Here is a 20,747-nt window from a genome sequence, read left to right on the forward strand (position 1 = left end):
CCAACTGATAACTGTTCAATTTTGAATAACAACTATTCGCAATAAAGTGTTTATAGTATTGATCATTACTCTCTTAACCACAGCTGGCAGATTGAACAAATGGACGTTGGACTTACCGTTTTCGAAATGGTGGTAATCTTCTCCACTATGGTCATTGCCTACATTATTTTTGGTATTACTGGCTTTGGTTCCGCGTTAATTGCCAGTCCGGTTTTAGCACTATTTATCCCTGTAGCAAAAATTGTCCCATTGCTAGCTATTGTTGATATGGTTGCTGCAATCACCAACGTAGCACGTCATAGCCGCCATGCAGACATTGCAGAGCTTAAGCGCTTGGTCCCATTGATGATTCTTGGGAGCCTAATAGGCGCGACAATATTGCTGCGAACCCGCCCCGATATTTTGCTATTAGCATTAGGCATATTTGTTATTTTATATGCAATTTACGCCCTCAGTCGGCGTAAACCGCAAGGGCAATTCAAATCCGCTGCCGCTATTCCTTTTGGCATAATTGGCGGTATTTTCAGTGCATTATTTGGTAGCGGTGGGTTTATATATGCTATTTATTTATCAGGGCGGATAACCAACAAAGATAATTTACGGATTACACAGACAACACTTATCGGCCTAAGCACCTTAACCCGAGTAATTTTATTTGCTCTGGCCGGAGTCTATATGGATTTGTCGATATTATGGATGGTATTGCTATTGGTGCCGGGGATGTTGGTCGGATTAGCAATTGCCAATAAAATCAGCTTAGGGATCAGCCGCGAACAACTGATTAGAATAATAAATATCTTATTGCTGATTTCCGGTACTGTTTTGTTGGTACGCTATTTCGGTTACTGACTATCCAAAGTGGGATAAAGTGACAGCCAATATTCCCATTGGCTGTCTATCTGTCCTCAGATTACTGAGTAATGACATAACCAAAAATACGCCGCCATTCTACATCACCTTTTTCGATATAAACGCCCTGCAATTCCGGGGAGAAGCCCGGCAATAAATTGATGCCCTCTTCCAGCGCCAGGAAATAACGCTGCACCGCCCCACCCCATATTTCACCCGGCACAACACACAACACGCCTGGTGGATAAGGCAAAGCCCCTTCAGCCGCAATTCGCCCTTCCGCTTCAGCAATAGGAATCAGTTCAATATTATCGCGGATAAACTGAATATTGGCATCCTGCGGGTTCATCACGACAGGTGGGAAACTGGCTTTACGGAACATATCCTTTTGCAACTGTTTAACATCATGACTGACATATAAGTTATGCATTTCCTGGCATAACTGGCGCAAAGTATAGCCACGATAGCGCTCTTCATTCTTACGATATATCGTCGGTAATACATCGCACAACAGCGCATCTTGCTCAATATAGCGCTCAAATTGGGCTAACATATCAACCAGATGAGCCATTTTTGCCGGGTTTTCAGCCGGTGTCAGCAGGAATAGGATCGAATTCAGATCGCATTTTTCCGGCACAATACCATTTTCACGAAGGAAAGTTGCCAGTATCGCTGCTGGCACACCAAATTGGGTATATTGCCCGCTGTTAGCATCAATACCTGGTGTTGTTAGCAATAATTTGCAAGGATCAACTAGGTATTGATCTTGATTATAACCTTCAAATCCATGCCAACGCTCATTAGGCACAAAATTAAAGAAGCGAGCATCATTAGCAATAATATCTGTATCGTAATCCTGCCAATTCTTACCCCCTACAGTGGGTGGAATGAATGGCCGTAACATTGAGCAGCGCTCTAATAATAATTTACGGGCCTCAATACCGAGCTTTACACAATCCATCCACATGCGGCGGCCACTGTCGCCGGAATGTATTTTGGCATTCACATCTAACGCGGCGAATAAAGGGTAAAACGGGCTGGTTGATGCATGCAGCATAAACGCATTGTTAAAACGCTTATGGTTACAGTGGCGTTTTTGCCCTTTTATATGGTTATCTTTTTTATGCACTTGAGAAGTCTGAGAGAAACCAGCCTGCTGCTTATGCACTGACTGAGTCACAATAATCCCAGGGTCATTTTCATTTAATTCTAGCAATAGTGGCGAGAAATCCTTCATCATCGGAATAAATTGCTCATAACCGACCCACGCAGAATCAAACAAAATGTAATCACATAAATGACCAATACTATCAACCACCTGACGAGCGTTATACACAGTGCCATCATAAGTGCCTAACTGAATGATTGCCAATCTGAATGGCCGTGTATCATTCACATGTTCAGGAGCCACTTCAGCGAGTTGCTGACGTAAATAACGCTCATCGAAACAGTGCGCATCGATGCCACCAATAAATCCAAATGAATTACGAGCAGTTTCTAAATAGACTGGCGTCGCCCCCGCTTGAATCAGTGCGCCATGATGGTTAGATTTATGGTTATTTCTATCAAATAACACTAAATCACCACGGGTCAATAAAGCATTAGTAACCACTTTGTTGGCCGATGAAGTCCCATTCAGTACAAAATAGGTTTTATCTGCATTAAAGACCTTAGCTGCATATTTTTGTGCATCTTTTGCCGCACCTTCATGGATAAGCAAGTCACCCAATTTGACATCGGCGTTACACATATCTGACCGGAAAATCGTCTCACCATAGAATTCAAAAAACTGACGGCCAGCAGGATGTTTACGGAAAAACTCACCACCTTGGTGCCCAGGGCAAGCAAAGGTTGAATTTTTCATCTCGACATATTTCTTTAATGTTGAGAAAAAAGGTGGTAACAGATTTTTTTGATATTCGCTGGCAGCAGCCTCAACCTGAGCATTGTAAAATGCTTTATTTGCCTCACCGAGTGTGATGACACCCTTAATAAGGGGCAAATAATCCGTAGAAACCGTCTGTTCTGCCGTAACAGCAATAAAAGTAGGAATAGCAAAACCCAAATCATTGAGCTTCGACAATATACCGGCACTCGCATCTTCCACCGACATCACCACGGCGGCAACATCTGTGAAATCGGTCTGATTGAGGTATACCACTCCCCGCTGACTTTCTACATAAGAAGCCAAACGAGCACTTGTTGCTATTTTTAACTGTGTCATGTCACTTACTCTCAAACGGTCAGGTATGAGTCTGCCACTTTGGCATATAGATGGCATCATATTGATGAATCATATGAATTACCGGCAAATTGATATCTTTAAACGCATTTTTCCCAGCAGAAATAAAAGCCAGAATAGTGAGTGAACTGGTCTCAGCATCGACCAATAGACATCAGTAAAATCAGAGGATTAGCTCTATTTTTAATAATGTCTAACAGTGAGCAACACATAGCCTTACCGCATGAAAAAGGTAAAAGACTTAACCGAAGTGAAACGGAGGAAGTGGCACATGAGGCGCTTAATATGCATTGGATAGTGTAAAACTGCCATAACCGCCCCCCTGCTTAAATTCTCAAAATTATATGGACTAGAGGAATGAATAGTAACGCTAAATTCGCGCAATAATTACATGTTTATGGGAGCGATTCAACCCTTGAAGTTCAATAAAAATTCATATTTAGTGAATATCTAAGCCATTGTTATCTAATAAACTGGAAAATAAAAAATCTATAAATCAATCAGATAAAACCGCCTATCACGATGAAAAAATATCACACCAACATTTATTAGCCACCTTTTGCATGAAAAGAGAGCAACCGATCGCCTTTATATGAGAAATTCATTGACGATTTGGTGCCAATACGGTTTAATGCGCCCCGTTGCCCGGATAGCTCAGTCGGTAGAGCAGGGGATTGAAAATCCCCGTGTCCTTGGTTCGATTCCGAGTCCGGGCACCACTTTCACTTCTCCCCACGTCTTCTGAATTCAAGTAAACTCCTTTATAATCACTATCATACTCAACATTAATCCATTTTAAGTTCCACTGAGGTCAACCTACATCAACACCAATCAAGTGATGTTTGGGGGCTTAACTGGGGGCTTATCTTGTTTAATGTGATTTAGGGGCCCCCAAATGCCACTCAATGCCAGACAAGTCGAGACTGCAAAGCCGAAAGAGAAAGATTACAAACTCACTGATGAGCGTGGCCTTTTTCTACTGGTCACCACCAACGGCCGTAAATATTGGCGCATGAAATACCGCGTATCAGGCAAAGAGAAAAAACTCTCTATTGGTGTCTACCCTGATATCTCATTAGCCGAGGCCAGGCTAAAGCGTGAAGAAGCACGAAAACTCCTCGCCGAGGGTCATGACCCCAGCGAGCAAAAACAGCGCGAGAAGCAAACCAAAAAATTCACAGTAGAAAATACCTTCCATACCCTCGCTACTGAATGGCATACCTACAAATGTACGTCATGGTCTGCAAGCTATGCAGAAAGCGTCCTGGAAGCCCTTGAGAAGGATATCTTCCCACATGTAGGGAAACGCCCTGTCACAGAGATCCTCCCGCTGGAAATGCTTCAAGTGCTGCGCCTGATAGAAAAGCGCGGTGCTCTGGAGAAAATGCGTAAAGTGCGGCAATTCTGTAATCAGATTTTCCGTTACGCTATTGCCACTGGCCGGGCAACGGTGAACCCTGTGGCAGAATTGGCCGGAGCCTTGAGTCCCCCCAAAACAGAGCACTTCCCTCATCTAATCGCCAGAGAGCTTCCTGAGTTCCTTCAGAAGTTGGCTGAATATCACGGTAGTTCCCTCACCCGCCTCGCCACTCGACTGCTTTTATTGACCGGTGTTCGCACTGTCGAATTGCGTGCTGCAGAATGGCAAGAGTTTGATTTCGACAACGCTCTGTGGACAGTACCGGAAAGTCGCATGAAAATGCGGCGTAAACATGTCGTTCCCCTGACCCGACAAGTCACTGCCATCCTGCGGGAACTTCAGAACGTAACTGGAAGCTATCGGCTGGTTTTTCCAGGACGCAACGACGTCAATAAGCCCATGAGCGAAGCCAGCATCAATATGGTGCTAAAGCGTATTGGTTATGATGGTAAAGCGACAGGACATGGTTTTCGTCACACGATGAGTACCATTTTGCATGAACAGAGCTATAACTCAGCCTGGATTGAACTCCAGCTTGCACATGCGGATAAAAATAGTATCCGGGGAACCTATAACCATGCTCTTTATCTGGAGCAACGGCGGGAAATGATGCAGTGGTATGCCGATTATATTGACTCTCTGGAACACAGATGAGTCATGCCAAAGCTACTCGAAGCGTAGTAGCTTGTCTCATAAATCCAGCAACGCCAGTAATGATACTGGCGTTGTTGGTTTCTGCTGCTGCTTATTTTTTTCATTGTTACCATAAACGTCGCTTGGTGAATAAAACACCATCAACAAGGCATTACGTTTGATGGGGTATGAGACCAAGACGGAAGTGTGTGGACATGGTTTCCTAGCGATGGCGTGCAGTGGATTGATTGAGTCGGGCTTATGGTCACGGGATGCCGTGGAGCGGCAAATGAGCCACCAGGAACGTAATGGCGTTCGGGCAGCGTACATTCATAAAGCCAGAGTTTCTGGATGAGCGCAGACTGATGCTGCAATGGTGGGCAGATTTTCTGGATACTAATCGGGAGAAAGTAGTTAGTCCGTTTGATTTTGCAAAACAGTATCTGGTGAACCTATAGCCATACTCTGTATCTGGATCAACGGAGAGAAATGATGTGATGGAATGCCAATTATATTGATGATCTTGCTGGCATGGAGTATGGACGCACTTAATAATGAAAAGACATTTAGCAAAGAAAATGGTTGGATGTCTTTTTCATTTTCACTCTGAAACTTATTTTTCGTATATACATGTTTGTTCAAGTATTCCTTTCAAAATAAAAACGAGAAAAAAGAGATATGAAACATTGAGAGAATACTGCCAGTCCCTATGATGACGCCATAGCCTGCATTGACGAGAAGCTAAATAAAAAATGGTGAGCTACTCATTACCTCTTGATTTATCACTCTATCCGACGAATACAAAATCCATGGGTTAAAGAAAACACATTAAAATCCTTATTTAGGTACTTCGATCTCCCTGTAATAAGATAATCTTCAGGATAGTAAAAATAAAAAGTTAATATTTTCACGTTATGGTCTCTGGGAGACTTAACATACCTTAATACGCCTATATATAATGCCTATTTAAGGTGAATTCATTAGTATCCATGTACAACCTGCAATCTACTGAATGTTCATTATCTTCGATGAGAATGGTTGTATTGTCCTGTGCGAATCCTATCTTGTGACTGAGGAGGTACTCAGTCACAAGATAAAGTTTGTCATTATATACTCATTACAAGTTGTAAAAATCACCACTCCAGTATCGCTCTTCCAGAATGCCCAAAAGTTTCTCTGCTACAAAATTGTTGATCTCGTGTTTTCCATGGGGAACTGATGATATTACTGAGCAAAGCTCATCAACCGAAACAAGCGCTGAACCATAAGCAATATTTTCACCCACTCTCGACATAATCTCACTTCCAATATGAGTGGCAGTTGTGCTGCAATCATTACATACAGTCGTATTCTGTACAAAATTAGGAGAGTACACATCATATAATTTTTTAGATGTACTTAATGAAAAGTCCCAGTTTCCTTTATTGGATTTTCTGACGCATTCTATTTTCAAACGTTGGCAAACAGGGCAATACCAGTCATCAGCAACTTTTTCCCATTGAGCTTTTTTCATACTTATGAGATGTCGAAGCTCTCCCTCACTGGGGGCGATAGTTATCGATCTCAGCCGGTTCATGCGCCACGATGACTTTTCACCCGCAAACTTACTGGTTTTGTATAATAATTTCTCAGGAGCATTGGGTTTAATATCAGACAACCCATGATGTTTCAAAAGAGCAGAACCAATACGATATGTTTGCCTGGCCGTTTGAATTGACGGTTGATACCAGTGTGTATTTGTAGCCCCCAATGCAGCAAATTTCTTGACAAACAGACATCGTAATTCAAATGTTTGTTTACACTCTCCCCATACTTTCATTACAGCAACATCATTTATTTGATGATCTAAATTAGGCTCAGTAATAATAAATTGCTTTATTTGCTCGGGGGAGAACGAAAATTGAGCCGGAGCAAAAACAAGTTTTTTGGCCTTAACATCAGCATTATTACAATCCGAGCATACAACAGTATTATCATAAGCCGAAAGTGCAAATGCAGTTCTTTCAACAAAACGGGCGCCCAATAAATCAGCATTAGCATGGGAGTTATTATGTGCGAATTTTGAAAATTCAGACTCAACAAAATCCTTCATATGGTCATGGTGTTCGTGTAAATGACCAGTAAGATAACCGTGCTTATTTAATCTTATAATTTCTTTTTTTTCACGATCACATGAGGGACACCGCCAGGTTGAGGGCGTCAACACCCACCAGCTATTCAAGTCCATCCCTTTTGCTGAAAAACGTTGTATCCATTCGATACATTTGTAGGAATATTCACTATCAAGCCCTACTAGCTCATTATCTTTCAGAAAACCAATCAAATCTTCTTGGGTTTTATATGGTTTCATTTTTCCGTAACTTAAATAAATAACCGGATCATTTAACAAATGAAGTGATTTTTATGTAGAAAAAGCCTCTTCTGCAATAAAGGCTAAACGTGTAAATCAGAGCACCACACTAGTCCCGAATCGATGGTCGGTAACCCAGTCAGGCCATCAACACCCCACCAGTATAACTGTGGTTTAATGCCTAATGAATCAGAGCAATTATTTTGGAAAAATCTAAAACCGCGGTCCATTTTTGTCAACTACGCCACATTGATTGTTTAAGGTTAATATGAGAGTAATAGACATGTTACTCTCATATTAAGCAATTAATTCATTATCGGATAGGAAATACCATCCGTGGTAATATTATCAAGAAGATTAAACAAGCCTTAGGAAAGGAGGTGAGGTCGCAGATAAATATCCCCCACCACTGATAGCCGCAACACCGAATAATAGGCTAGATAACTCATCCAACGGAATATTTAGTTTTTTAGAAATCACCGGCAATGTCACACCTTCAGCCTGAAGCATTGACAAAACTCTATCAATGATGAGTGATCTTTCCCTTTCTATTCCACCGGGCTCCCCATAACGGTAACCTCTGGCAGAGGCATCTCTCATCAGGCTGTTGTACTGCCACTCTGATAATCCACCCAGGTTCCGCATTCGAACGATAAGCGCGATAGCTGAGACGATCCAGTTCGATTTAAGCTGAATAATCTTATCTAATGTGGGGACAACCATTTTGACTGCCAGCACGTTCTCTTTTGGCATAAGGAATGCGGAAGCAAATGCATCAGCCTCTTTCTCGATATCAGCTCCTTGCAACACACCATGCCGATGCATGACTAAATGTCCTAGTTCGTGAGCCGCATCAAAACGACTTCTCTCACCTGTTTTTTTTGTGTTCAGGAAAATATAAGGGATACTATCCTTCCAGAATGAAAATGCATCAATATCAGCAGTGTTCTCTGACAAGAAAAATACTTTAACGCCATTCTTTTCCAGGAGATGGACCATGTTAGGAACACTTTTCTTCCCAAGATGCCACTCTTCCCTCAGCGCCTCAGCGGCAGCCTCTGGAGTGGTGCCTCTCATGTCAGGAAGACTGGAAACTGGCAAATTGAATCTGGCATCAAAATAGTTCGCGACAATAACACCGAGCCCTCCTGCACCAATTGCTGCATGCTGATCGGCAGCTTTTGTTCTTCGTAGAGATCGGAATGACACTGTAGATGGATCTATGTTCTCAAGATCATCGCCGAAGAAAAATGACTCTGGATAATTCAATGCTTTTGAGTAAGCAATTACCGTAGCTGGAGTGGGTTCATACAGGCAATATTCTTTTTCATACTCGATGACGATACGTGAAGACAACCCTGTCGCTTCGGCAAGCTCTTTCAGCGTCAATTTTCTCCTGATCCGTGCCAGCTTAAGTCTGGAAGGATTAAACAGACGCCTGCTTTCTTTATCGTTTGTATTCATTTCATTTCAATAGAAATAGAAACATCATCCGTGAAATCTTCTTCTGGGAAGATGTCTGCACCATCAAACGGTAGAGGACTGATAATTAACCTCTCGCTCCAGTAATTGACTTTCGCGAAACCATTCACCACCTTCATGCCTACAGGGAAAGAAATCTCACAGCGGATTTCTTGCTTGCCCGCATCATGGTAGTAAAGCACTATATATGTTTTAGTGCTGTCAGCAGAAGAAACTGGCATCATAGCTAGACCATCTGTTGAGTGCATAGGGTGTTCTGACGGGAACATTTCAATCGTATCGGAGTTACTGCTCACGATACTCATTGTCGCTTCACCTTTCGCATTTTTAGTCTTCGGCCATCCATCAGCTAGCCCTGTATCTTTATCCCCTGATGTAATGATCAGATTGATGCCATGCGTTGGGTTGGATACTAGCTCTATGCGATTTTGACGTACCATTGTCCACCCGCAATCTTTGGAAATCAATACGCTACGCAGTGATGCGACCAACTCACTCCAGAATCGAAAACCACCATCAATCACAGGGTGTAGTTTCGTTGTGCGACGCCTCTCGTAAAGAGCCGCGGTTAGAGCATCGATAATGTCCTGTTCATCAATCCCCATTTTCGCCAAGCAAGTCTGGGAATCCTGCTGAGAAAAGGTCCTACATTGTGGTACGTTCATAGATGAAACCCGCTGAGTTAATCACTTCATGATTTTTGCATAAAAATTATGATAAAATCAAGAAGTGAAATATTTTGTTCTTCCACTTCAGTGAAGATGCGCTTTGGAGTAAGAATTTACGGATATTTTGGAGTAAGAATTTACGGATATTGTGACGCTAAGTTGCCCAGACTATATCTGTCGTGAGGATAGGCATCACTGAAGTTAATCCTGAGTAAACCGATGGATCAATATTGAATCGTTGGTGATGATAAAAAGTCGATCACTTTTAACCCGTTGTTGATGCTTAGAGAATCAGCTTAGTTGTTCGGCGAAATTGCTTTGAATTCCTATTGTCTACTGCTACTAGAAAGGTCTAACTCAGGTGATGTCCTGTGCAGGAAATGATGTTAATGTGCTATTTAGCTACCGCTGTAACTGATAATTCATCAACGCATTCAAGCGAGTGACGTAACGAGGGGGCAACACACGTTGAGCTCTATTCCTGTAAGCAGTGATCGTCAAAGCGCTGTAAGACTTCTCGCCTGTATTGATTCGGGATCTACTGACGTCACAGATGACTCTTGGGGGCCGGACGTCGTCGCGACGTTGCATGCGCAATCGCGTTTACAGGCATTGGATTTTTGGATGCGGAACCCTGACTATCTCGCCAACGAGTTGCTCAGTGATTTCGACGTCGGTGGTGATCCGGCAACTTTGGCACTCGCGCAAAGCATTCTGGACTCACGAGAACCCGACTTACGCAGAGTGCCAATGATCCGCTACCGGTTCGGCGCTTTCGAGCCTTTGGACAACGCGCTCTCGATTCTACGTACCGTAGACTTTATCAGGATCAAGCGGCAAGGGTCTCCAGGAAAAGTTCAAGAGCACATCTACTTGCTGACCCAAAGTGGAAGGCAAGCCATGTACGAATTGGCAGAAATGGCAGAAGAAATTGCTTGGTACAAGCACAGGGCTGATGTAGTAGCTCGCCTGGCCGGTGGCGCAGGAGGCAAAGCACTCAAGGACCGCCAGTACCTTCAGGCCGAGTACGCCGATACCGAACTAAAGCACATCATCGCACCCATTACGGATCGCGTACGCCTACGTTTGGAAGTTCTGTCGCAAGGAAACTCCGCATGACAATGAGTTGGCTCGAATCAGTCGCAAAGAACACTGGGATGTCGGTAGCAGAGGCAGAAGCTCGTCTTCAAAAACGTGGGATCTATGCAGATAGACCAATTAGGCCTACGCCCAAACTCACCGTCACGGGGATTTCCTTCAAAGGTCAGAAGGTTGGCAAGAAAATCTCGGGCCCCATCGATTTCAGTTGGACGGACCTCAGCACGGGTATTTGGGCTGTCACCAGCTATGGTGGTACAAACCAATCCAACCTCGTTGGCAAGTCAAGCATTCTAGAGATCATCCTGTGGTGCTTACGAGGCGAGATCAAGGGCTTACAAGAGGACGTGCGAAGCTGGCTTTCTTGGGTGCAACTCACCTTCCAACTTGATGGACGACCTCACAACATCGAATTCGCCGTCAATGACAAGCGACCGAATGGAGAACTGAAAACTATAAGGCCAAATGGAGCCTTCGAAACCATTGACCGATTCAGTAGCGACGAGGGGTTTGCTGCAGTAATGTCTCGTTTCATGATGAATGTCTTTGATCTTCAACCCATATCCTCGCGCAAGAACAGCGATGAAGGAGGCAGTACAGTCATTCATGGTTGGTCCGCGCTATCCGGTGCACTCTATTTTGGCGGGGAACACAAATCGTTGTTGGGCGACGTTTTGATGGCCGGGCTGCCAGGGCGCATGCTACAGCTATACGTTGGGTTGCCGTGGGCGAGTACCGTGGTACAAGCTGTCACTGCCAAGAAAGAAATCGAGCAGCAACAGGCATATGCCGCTCGTGGTCACTCGTCTAGAATGAAGCAAGAACAAGGGACGATAGCACGAGTGTCGACTCAACTCGAGCAGGCGCGTCGTGATCTCGTTGATATCAGTGACAAGCGCGTGAGTGCTACCTCACTCGACGAACTCACGGCAACTGTCCGAGCGCTTGCTACACAAACTTTTACTCTTGAGCAGACTGCTGCCAGAACATCTGCCGAAATGACAGTGCTTCGAAGCGCATCAGATGAAGATAAAAGAGCGCTCCGTGATCTTCGGGAAAATCTAGTTACCGCAGCTTTTTTCACTGGACTCCAGCCGAGCTGCTGCCCGCGATGCGAAAAGGCCGTGCCCAAGGAGCGAATCAAGTTAGAGAGTGTCGAGCAGAGCTGTTCACTCTGCTCGGAGCCGATTAGCCTGAATGATCTGGACGAAAGCAAGGAAATGCTTGAGGCAGCGCAGGAACGTGTAGATGCATCGCAAGCAGCCTACGAGGCAGCCAAGTTATTGCATAAACAAACCGAATATCAAGCCGCAGCAACCTTGACAGAGCTCTCGCAGGTACAAGATGCTCTCATAGCTGCAAGTAATAGCGCGAGCTACCAGGAGCAGCGTGAAGCCGAACTTCTTGTTGCGCGACTCGAAGGCGAGCTACAAGCACACAGCAAACCCAGCACCACGCTGCAAGCACCCGAGGACTCGGAGCTTGTTGAAACTGCTCACAAAGAAGCGAAGAAAGCATTTGATGGAGGCAAGGGTGAGCTGATGGGTCAGCTCAATGAAGAAATTCTCCGGTTGGCTAATGACTTTGGTGCCCTCGGTCTCGAATCAATTGAACTCAGTTCAGACGCAAAGATGACGGTCCACAAAGGAAATCAGAAGTCGCCATTCAGCAAGCTGACTCCTGGTGAGCGACTCAGGCTGCGGATTGCTACCGCCATTGCATTGTTACGAATCGGAAAGGAGCTTGGCGTTGGTCGGCATCCTGGGTTGCTAATCATTGATTCTCCCGGCTCTGAGGAAACAAATGAAGGTGATCTGGCTAAACTGCTCACCGAGCTTCGTCATGTAGCTACAGAGACAGAAGGTCTCCAGATATTCATTGCAAGCGCCAATGCAACCACAGTGCTTAGTGCTTTAGGCAATGAACACTGCAGAGTAGCTCCAGAAGGCGGCTATGTCTGGTAATAATTCTCCTTGCTTGATAGCTCTCATTGAAAGGCACTTTCAAGACAATACACCTTTGACCATTGAGTCACTCGGTGGCGTTTCAGCTCTGACAGCTCAGGTAAATTCGCTGGCACCATCGCCTTTCCTCGATGTGCTTGCTGAGCTTGCTGTGGATGCGCTGCCAACAGAAGTTGCGGAAATGGATAGAATTCTTCTGGAAGGATTTGCGAAGTGCCAGACCCCTACTACTGTTCGCTCTGCGATCGATGTGGTCATGCACAACATGCATTTGCGTCAACGGATTAGCACTAGACTTGCCATTACACTAGAGCTACGTGTTGACGCTCAAGCTACTGATACGGAGTCACTCACTGCCGCTTATGCACTTGAAGGTCTGATCCGTCTTGCACTGTCCTCCAGCATCAAGAAGTTTATTCCACTCAAGGCCCTAACCTGTAATAGGCCCAACGCTAATGGACTATATGCCCAACATGCTGCGAAACTGGCAGGTATCGCTTATACCACCTGGCCTGAGCCCGACCTGAAAGACACTTTGAAAGAGCTGAGCCAGATTGAAGATGCAGAGGGAGAAGCGTATTTTGAACTTGCTCTGGTTACCCTCTCCGAAGCGCTGAACGCTGGCTCCGTTGAAGAAATCCAGCGGTACCTAGAACTGACCAGCTTGTATTTGCGAGATGCTCGGGCAACTGATGAGAACAGGGCTGATGCGACAGCATACGCCGCTATAGTTGACATTATCCAGGGCTTCCATGTTGGCGCAGATATCGCATTCATTGATGAACAAGCAGAAGCTCTTTTAAACGCTGTTCGGGACCGCGCTATGTTCTTAGGGGGACGGTATCTTCCTGAATGGCTTCTTCCCCGAGCCGACAGGGAGATTCAATGGACAAGGCTGGTTAGGTCGGTGCAACAGGCATGCAAAGACCTAGCACGCCCAAGCTGGCTGAGAGCCAATGCTGTAATGGAAAATTTGCTGTCAGTCTTCGATGCCGACCGCTCATTTGAGACTAGGGGCGGACTTGGGCAGCTCTTAAGACCCCGCATCGAAGCCAGCTTTATCAGGGAACGCGGTCTGCTAGCGCATCTTGACGAATTGCTAGAGGAGTCAGACTGGAATCAAGATCAAGAACAAACAGCCCTTTTTTTACGCGCACGTATAGCCGAGATATCTACCAGCGAGGTGCGGCTGGGAAAGCCATTACCTGAGGAGCAGTTCCCTGAGCTCCAACAAGTCCTCGGGATCCTGGATTTGCCGCAAGACTTTTCGCCTGAGGTACTGCAGCGCCTAGAAACGGCATTAGCTAACCGACAAGTCTCTTCGCTAAACTTTTTTGCCAATCCAGTGATGCATCGTTTACAGACCGAACTAACCCTTCAGCTCAAGGCCTGTCACGATTATACAGGTAAAATCAAGGAACACTTCAATGAGCTCCTGGCACAAGTGGTTACGTTTTGTAAAACGCGGCAAGATGGTGGATTAAAACAACTCGGCAATCGCGGTAGCTACTTGCGAAATCCCGATGCCACGGAATTCGATCTTCAGTTGGATCTTTGGCAATGGCTCTCTGGCAACTATAGAGGATGTGAAGTTTTGGATGAAGTAGAAGGTATTGGTACTGGCAGAGCGGACTTGTTCGCCGGATTTGGTGGCCACCGGTTTGTATTGGAGATGAAACGTCATTATGGACATTTGGATCGAGCTGCAGCAAGGAAGTACTGTAATCAAGCAGCGACCTACCAGAACACCAATGTCAAATTTGGGTTTCTTGGAGTGTTGGAGTTATCGAGCCGTTCCGGCCCTCCGCCTAGTCTGGAAGAATGCATATGGCACGAGATCGTCCTCCCAGAGAACAGCAGCGTCGTGCGTCATTTGATTGTATTCAGAGTTCCGGGCAATCTCAACTCACCATCGTCTATGTCAACGAAGACGACTAGATCGAAAAAGAGCACTCATTCAAAAAAGTAGTCCAATGCGTAACCACCCATCTTGGGAGTATTAGAAATTCTGTGTCATTCCGCTAAAGTATTTAGAAGGAGGAATAACATATAACTCAACCTTTCGATTTTGAAAAAGCACTCAAAGCTCTCCAGTCAGGTCAATCATTGACCGGTAAAGATGGCATCTTAACACCACTAATCAAACAGTTAACTAAAGCTGCATTAACCGCCGAACTGGACTCCCATCTGGCGAATGATATTGATGCTAACCGTAAAAATGGCTCACCTAAAAAAATATCAAAACTCCGACCGGCAGCTTTGAACTGGCCACTCCCCGTGACCGTAACGGTTCTTTTGAACCGCAACTGGTTAAAAAGTATCAGACTACGCTCTCCGATGAGATTGAGCAGAAAATCATTCGGATGTTCGCACTCGGCATGAGCTACGCCGATATGGAACACCACTGACCCTGTGGGTCGTCGTTTATTTACGGCCAGCCTTAAGGCCCGGACAGTCAAGTCGCTGTCCGGTTTGTCTGAGAAGGCCCAACTCACTATTTTTCTTGAACATAAGTCCATCACGATAGCCAGATATAACCAGCCCTGAACGGTACGCAGATAGGTAATATCACCTGACCACCAGGTATTCAATGTCTCTGGATTAAACTGCCGGTTCAACAGATTAGCGGCCACGACAGCGGGTTTTCCACCGCGTGGATAGCGATGACGCCCAGGCTGTTTAGCTATCAGTAATAAGTTTTTCATTATCTGCCGAACGCGGTATCTGCCCACGTTAAAACCTTGTTCCCGTAACTCGATGCACATGCGCCGGCTGCCATATGTGGCATCCATTTCCGCGTGAACATGCTTAGCCGCCGCGTGCAACATCAGAACATCGGGCTTGATCATTAGCCGACGACTACGGGCATAAAATACGCTGCGCGTGAGCGATAAGCAGCGGCATACCTGTTGGATGTTTGCACCGACCTTCTTCAGCTTCACCGCGACTTTTTGTCGTTGTTCATTTCCATGGCGAAGAAGGCCGAAGCCTTTTTTAACAGGTCATTGTCGCTCTGCAACTGCCGTACCTGCTTTTCAAGTTCTTGTATTCGCCGTTGTTCCGGTGTTATAGCACTGGCTATCGGTGTGTTTCCGCGGATCTCTCCGCGATACTGCCTTAGCCAGCGTTGTAAGGTTGAAAGGCCAATATTCATTGTTTCAGCAGCCTGGGTCACCGGGTACTTATGCTGAAGAACCAGATTGACGCACTCCTGTTTAAACTCATGAGTAAATGATTTTTTTCGCATTCTCACCTTGTTAGTGTTGCTCATTATATCTCTAACAAAGTGTCCGGAATGATTAGACCATTACACTACTATTTGGAACAGCTATTTAGCTAATGTGGCTGACATAAAAATATCTGAAACATTGAGGCCGGATATATATTCATCAGCAGAAACACTTGGCTGTTGGGATCCTGAAACTCAGTCTGTGGTAATAGCTAGAAAATGTCTTTCTTCTCTCGATATCTTTGCCGGTGTACTGATACATGAGCTTATTCATGCTAAAACAGGTTTCAGCGATGTAAGCAGGGATTTTGAAAATTCACTAACAGATTCAATCGGGGCGTTATGTGCAATAATACTTGAGAATGAAAAAAATCATTCTCAGCCCCTTATTCATCAGATGCCGAATGAAGCCGTGAAGAAAACTAAGCTAAGGTATAGGCCGTGGTATAAGTTCTGGTGAGGATATAATATCTGAGAGTAAAATCTTACCTCTGTACTAACAAATCGTGGTAATCATCCCATGCCCCGATCAAACTAGATCGGTACATGGGAATAGTCGGATCTCAAAAAGAAAGACTAATTCAATAAAACTACGCCATAGAAAGCAGCCACGGCAGCGCCACCCAGCAGATAGACCGGCAGCATCACCACATCTGCAGCTACCGCTACCGGATAAAGGGCCCTCTTAGCAGAAGAGGCATTTTTGCTATAAAAATTCACCCGTAAAGGATGCTCAAAACGGAAAATATCGGACGGTGTAGCACCTTTTCTATGAATAGTGCCAACCAGATTATCCAGGCTAATGTTGCAAACACCTGTTGTTTCAGTATTGCTTGAGCAATTCCAGTCAGTACTCTTTATCAACAACTTTATTTTATCTCTCTCTACCGCAGTCTGATAAATATACTTCAGTTCAATATTACCTATGAACCTATCTTTTTTATCATTAAGTCTAAAGCTACCATCCCTGACGACCTGAATTCTTTTTTTATCAATCTGTCTGGTAACTAATAGTGTTGATAATTCGTCGACTCCCGATGACAACACATAATCGAAATGCGTACCAACAAACGCCCAGTTTTTATTACTACCTTGCTGAGCCAAAGACATTCCGATAATGACATCATCATTATAATGAGTATAGCCTGTTTCATGCCCCTTGATATCAGCCGAAAGCTGCTTAGTTACGCAGGCCGAAAGAAAAAATGGTAACATAAATATTGCCACCAATTTACACGTTAATTTAAAAATATCAATCACACTTACTCCTTATTGTATTCTTATTTTTCCAGACCATTTTTTTCCTATAAGACATATTTTATAGGTTTACCATTCCAGTATTATAGACGTTTCTGATAAGCACTAGAGAAAAGTCTCCAATAATGATTCGGGAAGTATTCATTGAATGTGTAGGATAGGTAGGACGTCAGAAATATATTTCGCAGTATTTCATAAGCCCTCCATTTCCAGGCCCGATAATAAATACTTACCCATTACAATAAGCTATCTGGCTCTTCATTAGATTGAATCGGTACGACTCTGTAACGGATTCGTCAGTTAGATGACGTAGTTATATCTAGGCCAAACCAACAGTACATACAGGAAATTCTAACTAAGAGTATTCTTGCTTCCACCTGGCATATTGTTACGTTTTCTTAATCTTTCTTTCGCCTTTTCAATCGCTAACTTTGTACGATTTGGAAATAATACCGTCATCTCGGAGGGGAACAAGTGAAGGTTCTTCTCCAACAAGCGCCACTCGTCATCAGTCCAGCGCTGAACGGGAGTCTCACGCACTTTGAGTCTCGTGTATTTCAGGCCCAGTTGGCTTGCCTTGATTTTGATCGACTCAACACTTCTGCGAGGCAGTTTTTGAACCACTTTAGTGCCCATTTTGGGGTAAAACTGCGTCAAAATACAGACTTCATTTTTCTGCCAGCTTCGGAGACTTTTGACCCCCATTTTTTTTGCCATGGCAAAAATGGTTTTCCGCGTTCTCCCCGGCAATAACTGACCGACAAAGGTTATCCCCTCGCCATCGGCATAATGTGTCCGGATGACCTCTTTTTCCTCTTCAGTCCAAGGAACCGCATGCACCTTACAAAGCCCTAACTCCTGGGCTGCCAATCTTATTGCGGTCAGGGTACGGCCCAAATGGGTGGCTATCTCCGTAGTGGGTATCTTCCCATAGTGGGTTTCCACAAACGTCAATTCGCCTAAGGTCCACGCGGTACGATGGTTTCTGTATTCTTCACTCATCGCAGCTTCCTGATGCAATATCCCTGGTCAACCTTTCCTGGCACGGCATTAAATCTTTTGTCCAAGCGGTGTGCATGGCCAGTCACGCATCACCTACGGCGATGCCGTTTCGGGCAACGTGAGTAACGCATACCGGTTCAGCAGTTGAGTAAACCGGCTGTCAATCTGTTGGCGCAGTGCTGAAGATGGAGTTTGCCCTGACTCGGACTGTGCCTGATACTGACGCAACAACTCTTCCAACGGTAATGTTTGTGCCAGCGGTTGTTGAATCGCAAAGACCACCGATTTCAGCTCAGAGACCGTCATATAGCGCCCCTTTTTCTCATCCAATCCATTTAGGCGATCGGCCAGTTGCCGTAGGCGCTCTTGCGCCAGTGCATAGTATTTCAACTCCCCCAGCGGGGCGGCTCCAGCCTCTCGCTGTTGCTGCCACAATGTGCTCAAACGCTTAACGTCTTGGCTGGCGGGCCACAATTGTTGTGCTTGTGATAACAGTGCATCACCCCGTATTTGCGCCCATAACGGCGGCAATATCGCCAATTGTTCTAACTGTGAGCCACTGGCTTGCAGCACGGGTTCAGTCAAACGTCCCAGTGCGGCGTCTGAGGTTTGCTGTTTCAGCTCATCAATTGATTTAGCGGCCAGCGGTGTGGGTAGAGGGCTGGCATTGGCGAGTAATGCCTCCCGTAACGGATCGGATGAGAGTGATTGCCAGATAGCGAAACCGCCCGTCATCAGCACCGCCATCAGTGATAACCCGGCGATAAAACCGTGCCCGGCCTTCCAGCGCGGGGGGGGTGGCGGCTCAGTTGGAGCGAAAGCCACCTGCACACTCGGCGGAGCCGGTTCGTTGACAATATAGACCAGCGGAGCACTGGCTGTGATCGGCGCGAAGGTGGGTTGTGATTGTTGCTGTGGTTCCGAGCGCGCGGCGTGCCGCATTGGTACAGTCAATCGGTCGGGTGTATCAGCGTCCGCTTCAGCACTCTCCAGCCGCAATGCGGCGTTATGTAACATGAGGCGAACACCGTCCAGTTTACTCAGATGCTTGAGTTCCAGCGTTTGCAGTTGCGTGCAGAGTTGTTCCAGCACCTGTTCAGCGCGGTAAACCAGCGCCAGATCACCGTAGCACAGGGTCATGGTGCGCCAGACCTGTTGCAATCGGTCACTCAACCAAGCCAGTAACTCCACCCGCGCATGGGTTTGCGGTGGCCACAAGGCGCTCCATTGATGAGAGATTAATCCCGCCAGCAGCTCCAACCCTTCACACAACCCGGCCAGCCCGGCAATTTGCGTCCGAGCCAGGGTAAAATCAACGGTGGTCTGTAGCTCAACACCATTCTGGCGAAACAGCGCTAAACAAAGCTGCTCGACCCGCGCCCAGTCAACATCCGGGCGGGCGGGATGATGTAATTTACCGATTTCGTTACGTAAGGCGCTGAATTCAGCAAAATAACGCGGGTCGCCGCCGGTTTTCAGGTGGCGTTCAGGTAAGTGTGTCATGGTAATAACTCAAGAAGGGTAAAAGTATCCGATGGTCAGTACAATGACACTCGGGGATCACGATACTGTGGCTATCTGGGGTATCGAAGTCATACCCAGCCTAGTATCTGTCGATGATATTCAGTGAGTCATTTCTCTTCCTGTAGACCTGTCCAAGCATCGCTCTGTAACAGGCTCCCAATACGCATTGAGATCCTTACTGTTTGCGCATTGTGTCCTCACATGCTGCGGTGGTGGAGAAACCGCAGGTAATACAGGACTGTTGGCCTTTCGTTCGTTCATCGGTCTCCCACTTTCCGCTGTTCTTGTTCCGTTCTCTTTTTTCTCAGAACGTGACTTTGCTTTTTTAACCGGGGTTGGCGCTGCATCCTGGCCAACATAATCAACCTGCCGACTTTGACCACCATGACAGTGATACTCACCCGTTTTGCGATTACTATGACAGCCCTCTGCGTTGGTTCGCCCGGAATGTGCCATTGATGGCGTGTTGATAATGATACTGAGCAGTAGCGCCAGCCTGATGCCGGTGTGCAGTTTCATCGAAATATCCTTATCAAAAACAGAAATAAAGAGTGGGGACTCCGGAGTTCAGAACCCGATAATGCACTTCAGACTCCCGTTGTTCTATCAAGATACTGTTGTTTCATGTGCCGTATCAACACCCGCCCTTCCGGCATAAACGCGGTGCCAAAATGCACCAGTCCGAGCTCTTTCAGCTCGGCATCAATTCCATATTCCAAATGCCCCGGAGCGGATTGTGGCAGTAGCACCACGTTGATACTTTTCAGCCGTGGCTCATATTTTAGCAACGTGGCTGAGAGCGTAGTCAGCAGTGAATGTGCGGTTCCTGGCATTCCCTGCAAGATTTTGCTCATGTCTGGCAGGCCGTAATCCGGCAGATGGCTGAGCGTACCGGCGCGGCAGTTAAGAATGCGCTGCATATTATCGAGCACCGACAGGACGACCTGATTGGTTTCGCTCACCTGATGCAGGTCAAGCTCACCCGCTACGTTGCCGAACAGCATTTCATAGAGAGAAGGCTGGGGCATA

Annotated in this window: 16 protein-coding genes, 1 tRNA gene and 3 pseudogenes; 9 read left to right on the top strand and 11 right to left on the bottom strand. The window is 45.8% G+C overall.

Annotated features, from left to right (window positions below):
- The first annotated feature begins 99 nt into the window (after positions 1-99).
- Positions 100-849, top strand: a complete 750-nt coding sequence (locus DXZ79_RS16420) for a sulfite exporter TauE/SafE family protein (protein WP_038630976.1) — start codon at positions 100-102, stop codon at positions 847-849.
- 61 nt (positions 850-910) lie between these two features.
- Here the strand turns inward: DXZ79_RS16420 and speF are convergent, their stop codons facing one another.
- Positions 911-3,073 carry an ornithine decarboxylase SpeF gene (speF, locus tag DXZ79_RS16425; RefSeq protein ID WP_038630974.1) on the bottom strand — a complete coding sequence of 721 codons (2,163 nt, stop codon included), beginning with the start codon at positions 3,071-3,073 and terminating at the stop codon, positions 911-913.
- 661 nt (positions 3,074-3,734) lie between these two features.
- Between speF and DXZ79_RS16435 the strand changes: the two genes are divergently transcribed.
- From DXZ79_RS16435 to DXZ79_RS16445, 3 genes and pseudogenes are all read left to right on the top strand, one after another.
- Positions 3,735-3,810, top strand: a tRNA-Phe gene (locus DXZ79_RS16435).
- A 176-nt stretch (positions 3,811-3,986) separates the two neighbouring features.
- A complete protein-coding gene (locus DXZ79_RS16440) occupies positions 3,987-5,165 on the top strand; it encodes a tyrosine-type recombinase/integrase (protein WP_050115986.1) in 1,179 nt (392 codons plus the stop codon).
- Positions 5,166-5,298: 133 nt separating this feature from the next.
- A pseudogene (locus DXZ79_RS16445) lies at positions 5,299-5,602 on the top strand (tyrosine-type recombinase/integrase); the annotation flags it as partial.
- Positions 5,603-6,261: 659 nt separating this feature from the next.
- On the opposite strand, the gene DXZ79_RS16450 reads toward DXZ79_RS16445, so the two are convergent.
- From DXZ79_RS16450 to DXZ79_RS16460, 3 genes are all read right to left on the bottom strand, one after another.
- A complete protein-coding gene (locus tag DXZ79_RS16450; RefSeq protein WP_050115984.1) occupies positions 6,262-7,494 on the bottom strand; it encodes a hypothetical protein in 1,233 nt (410 codons plus the stop codon).
- 357 nt (positions 7,495-7,851) lie between these two features.
- On the bottom strand, positions 7,852-8,958 hold the full coding sequence (locus tag DXZ79_RS16455; RefSeq protein WP_050115982.1) for a helix-turn-helix domain-containing protein: 1,107 nt from the start codon (positions 8,956-8,958) through the stop codon (positions 7,852-7,854).
- A complete protein-coding gene (locus tag DXZ79_RS16460) occupies positions 8,955-9,641 on the bottom strand; it encodes a hypothetical protein (protein WP_050115981.1) in 687 nt (228 codons plus the stop codon). The genes DXZ79_RS16455 and DXZ79_RS16460 overlap by 4 nt, the downstream gene beginning before the upstream one ends.
- 471 nt (positions 9,642-10,112) lie before the next feature.
- On the opposite strand from DXZ79_RS16460, the gene DXZ79_RS16465 reads away from it, so the two are divergent.
- From DXZ79_RS16465 to DXZ79_RS20720, 4 genes and pseudogenes are all read left to right on the top strand, one after another.
- Complete coding sequence (locus tag DXZ79_RS16465; protein WP_050115979.1) at positions 10,113-10,763, top strand: hypothetical protein; 651 nt, start codon at positions 10,113-10,115, stop codon at positions 10,761-10,763.
- Complete coding sequence (locus DXZ79_RS16470; protein ID WP_050115978.1) at positions 10,760-12,706, top strand: coiled-coil domain-containing protein; 1,947 nt, start codon at positions 10,760-10,762, stop codon at positions 12,704-12,706. The genes DXZ79_RS16465 and DXZ79_RS16470 overlap by 4 nt, the downstream gene beginning before the upstream one ends.
- A complete protein-coding gene (locus DXZ79_RS16475) occupies positions 12,696-14,675 on the top strand; it encodes a hypothetical protein (protein ID WP_050115977.1) in 1,980 nt (659 codons plus the stop codon). The genes DXZ79_RS16470 and DXZ79_RS16475 overlap by 11 nt, the downstream gene beginning before the upstream one ends.
- A gap of 80 nt (positions 14,676-14,755) precedes the next feature.
- A pseudogene (locus DXZ79_RS20720) lies at positions 14,756-15,111 on the top strand (transposase); the annotation flags it as partial.
- A gap of 48 nt (positions 15,112-15,159) precedes the next feature.
- Here DXZ79_RS20720 and DXZ79_RS16480 read toward each other — a convergent pair.
- Both DXZ79_RS16480 and DXZ79_RS16485 read right to left on the bottom strand, forming a co-directional pair.
- Positions 15,160-15,648 (bottom strand): annotated as a pseudogene (locus DXZ79_RS16480) (IS3 family transposase); the annotation flags it as partial.
- Complete coding sequence (locus DXZ79_RS16485) at positions 15,645-15,977, bottom strand: transposase (protein WP_072082714.1); 333 nt, start codon at positions 15,975-15,977, stop codon at positions 15,645-15,647. The gene DXZ79_RS16485 and the pseudogene DXZ79_RS16480, both read right to left, overlap by 4 nt.
- A gap of 70 nt (positions 15,978-16,047) precedes the next feature.
- On the opposite strand from DXZ79_RS16485, the gene DXZ79_RS16490 reads away from it, so the two are divergent.
- On the top strand, positions 16,048-16,395 hold the full coding sequence (locus DXZ79_RS16490) for a hypothetical protein (RefSeq protein ID WP_120011459.1): 348 nt from the start codon (positions 16,048-16,050) through the stop codon (positions 16,393-16,395).
- 116 nt (positions 16,396-16,511) lie between these two features.
- Here the strand turns inward: DXZ79_RS16490 and DXZ79_RS16495 are convergent, their stop codons facing one another.
- The 5 genes from DXZ79_RS16495 to tssE all read right to left on the bottom strand — a co-directional run bounded on the left by DXZ79_RS16495 (position 16,512) and on the right by tssE (position 20,746).
- Positions 16,512-17,150 carry a YidX family protein gene (locus tag DXZ79_RS16495; RefSeq protein WP_050116026.1) on the bottom strand — a complete coding sequence of 213 codons (639 nt, stop codon included), beginning with the start codon at positions 17,148-17,150 and terminating at the stop codon, positions 16,512-16,514.
- Between the two features lie 393 nt (positions 17,151-17,543).
- The gene (locus tag DXZ79_RS16500) at positions 17,544-18,194 is read right to left on the bottom strand and encodes a hypothetical protein (RefSeq protein WP_050115975.1); all 651 of its coding nucleotides are present in this window, start codon (positions 18,192-18,194) and stop codon (positions 17,544-17,546) included.
- 93 nt (positions 18,195-18,287) lie between these two features.
- Complete coding sequence (locus DXZ79_RS16505; RefSeq protein WP_050115973.1) at positions 18,288-19,697, bottom strand: VasL domain-containing protein; 1,410 nt, start codon at positions 19,695-19,697, stop codon at positions 18,288-18,290.
- A 120-nt stretch (positions 19,698-19,817) separates the two neighbouring features.
- On the bottom strand, positions 19,818-20,237 hold the full coding sequence (locus DXZ79_RS20840) for a DUF1283 domain-containing protein (RefSeq protein WP_050115972.1): 420 nt from the start codon (positions 20,235-20,237) through the stop codon (positions 19,818-19,820).
- Between the two features lie 68 nt (positions 20,238-20,305).
- Complete coding sequence (gene tssE, locus DXZ79_RS16515) at positions 20,306-20,746, bottom strand: type VI secretion system baseplate subunit TssE (protein WP_050115970.1); 441 nt, start codon at positions 20,744-20,746, stop codon at positions 20,306-20,308.
- Position 20,747 lies beyond the last annotated feature (1 nt).

This window comes from Yersinia rochesterensis (genome assembly GCF_003600645.1).
GTDB lineage: Bacteria > Pseudomonadota > Gammaproteobacteria > Enterobacterales > Enterobacteriaceae > Yersinia > Yersinia rochesterensis.

Bases quoted from the DNA above. Each gene is read 5' to 3' on its own strand.
- DXZ79_RS16440 (WP_050115986.1), top strand. From the start codon at position 3,987: ATGCCACTCAATGCCAGACAAGTCGAGACTGCAAAGCCGAAAGAGAAA.
- DXZ79_RS16420 (WP_038630976.1), top strand. From the start codon at position 100: ATGGACGTTGGACTTACCGTTTTCGAAATGGTGGTAATCTTCTCCACT.
- DXZ79_RS16470 (WP_050115978.1), top strand. From the start codon at position 10,760: ATGACAATGAGTTGGCTCGAATCAGTCGCAAAGAACACTGGGATGTCG.
- DXZ79_RS16505 (WP_050115973.1), bottom strand. From the start codon at position 19,697: ATGACACACTTACCTGAACGCCACCTGAAAACCGGCGGCGACCCGCGT.
- DXZ79_RS16485 (WP_072082714.1), bottom strand. From the start codon at position 15,977: ATGAGCAACACTAACAAGGTGAGAATGCGAAAAAAATCATTTACTCAT.
- DXZ79_RS16500 (WP_050115975.1), bottom strand. From the start codon at position 18,194: ATGAGTGAAGAATACAGAAACCATCGTACCGCGTGGACCTTAGGCGAA.
- DXZ79_RS16495 (WP_050116026.1), bottom strand. From the start codon at position 17,150: ATGTTACCATTTTTTCTTTCGGCCTGCGTAACTAAGCAGCTTTCGGCT.
- DXZ79_RS20840 (WP_050115972.1), bottom strand. From the start codon at position 20,237: ATGAAACTGCACACCGGCATCAGGCTGGCGCTACTGCTCAGTATCATT.
- DXZ79_RS16460 (WP_050115981.1), bottom strand. From the start codon at position 9,641: ATGAACGTACCACAATGTAGGACCTTTTCTCAGCAGGATTCCCAGACT.
- tssE (WP_050115970.1), bottom strand. From the start codon at position 20,746: ATGCCCCAGCCTTCTCTCTATGAAATGCTGTTCGGCAACGTAGCGGGT.
- DXZ79_RS16455 (WP_050115982.1), bottom strand. From the start codon at position 8,958: ATGAATACAAACGATAAAGAAAGCAGGCGTCTGTTTAATCCTTCCAGA.
- DXZ79_RS16450 (WP_050115984.1), bottom strand. From the start codon at position 7,494: ATGAAACCATATAAAACCCAAGAAGATTTGATTGGTTTTCTGAAAGAT.
- DXZ79_RS16475 (WP_050115977.1), top strand. From the start codon at position 12,696: ATGTCTGGTAATAATTCTCCTTGCTTGATAGCTCTCATTGAAAGGCAC.
- speF (WP_038630974.1), bottom strand. From the start codon at position 3,073: ATGACACAGTTAAAAATAGCAACAAGTGCTCGTTTGGCTTCTTATGTA.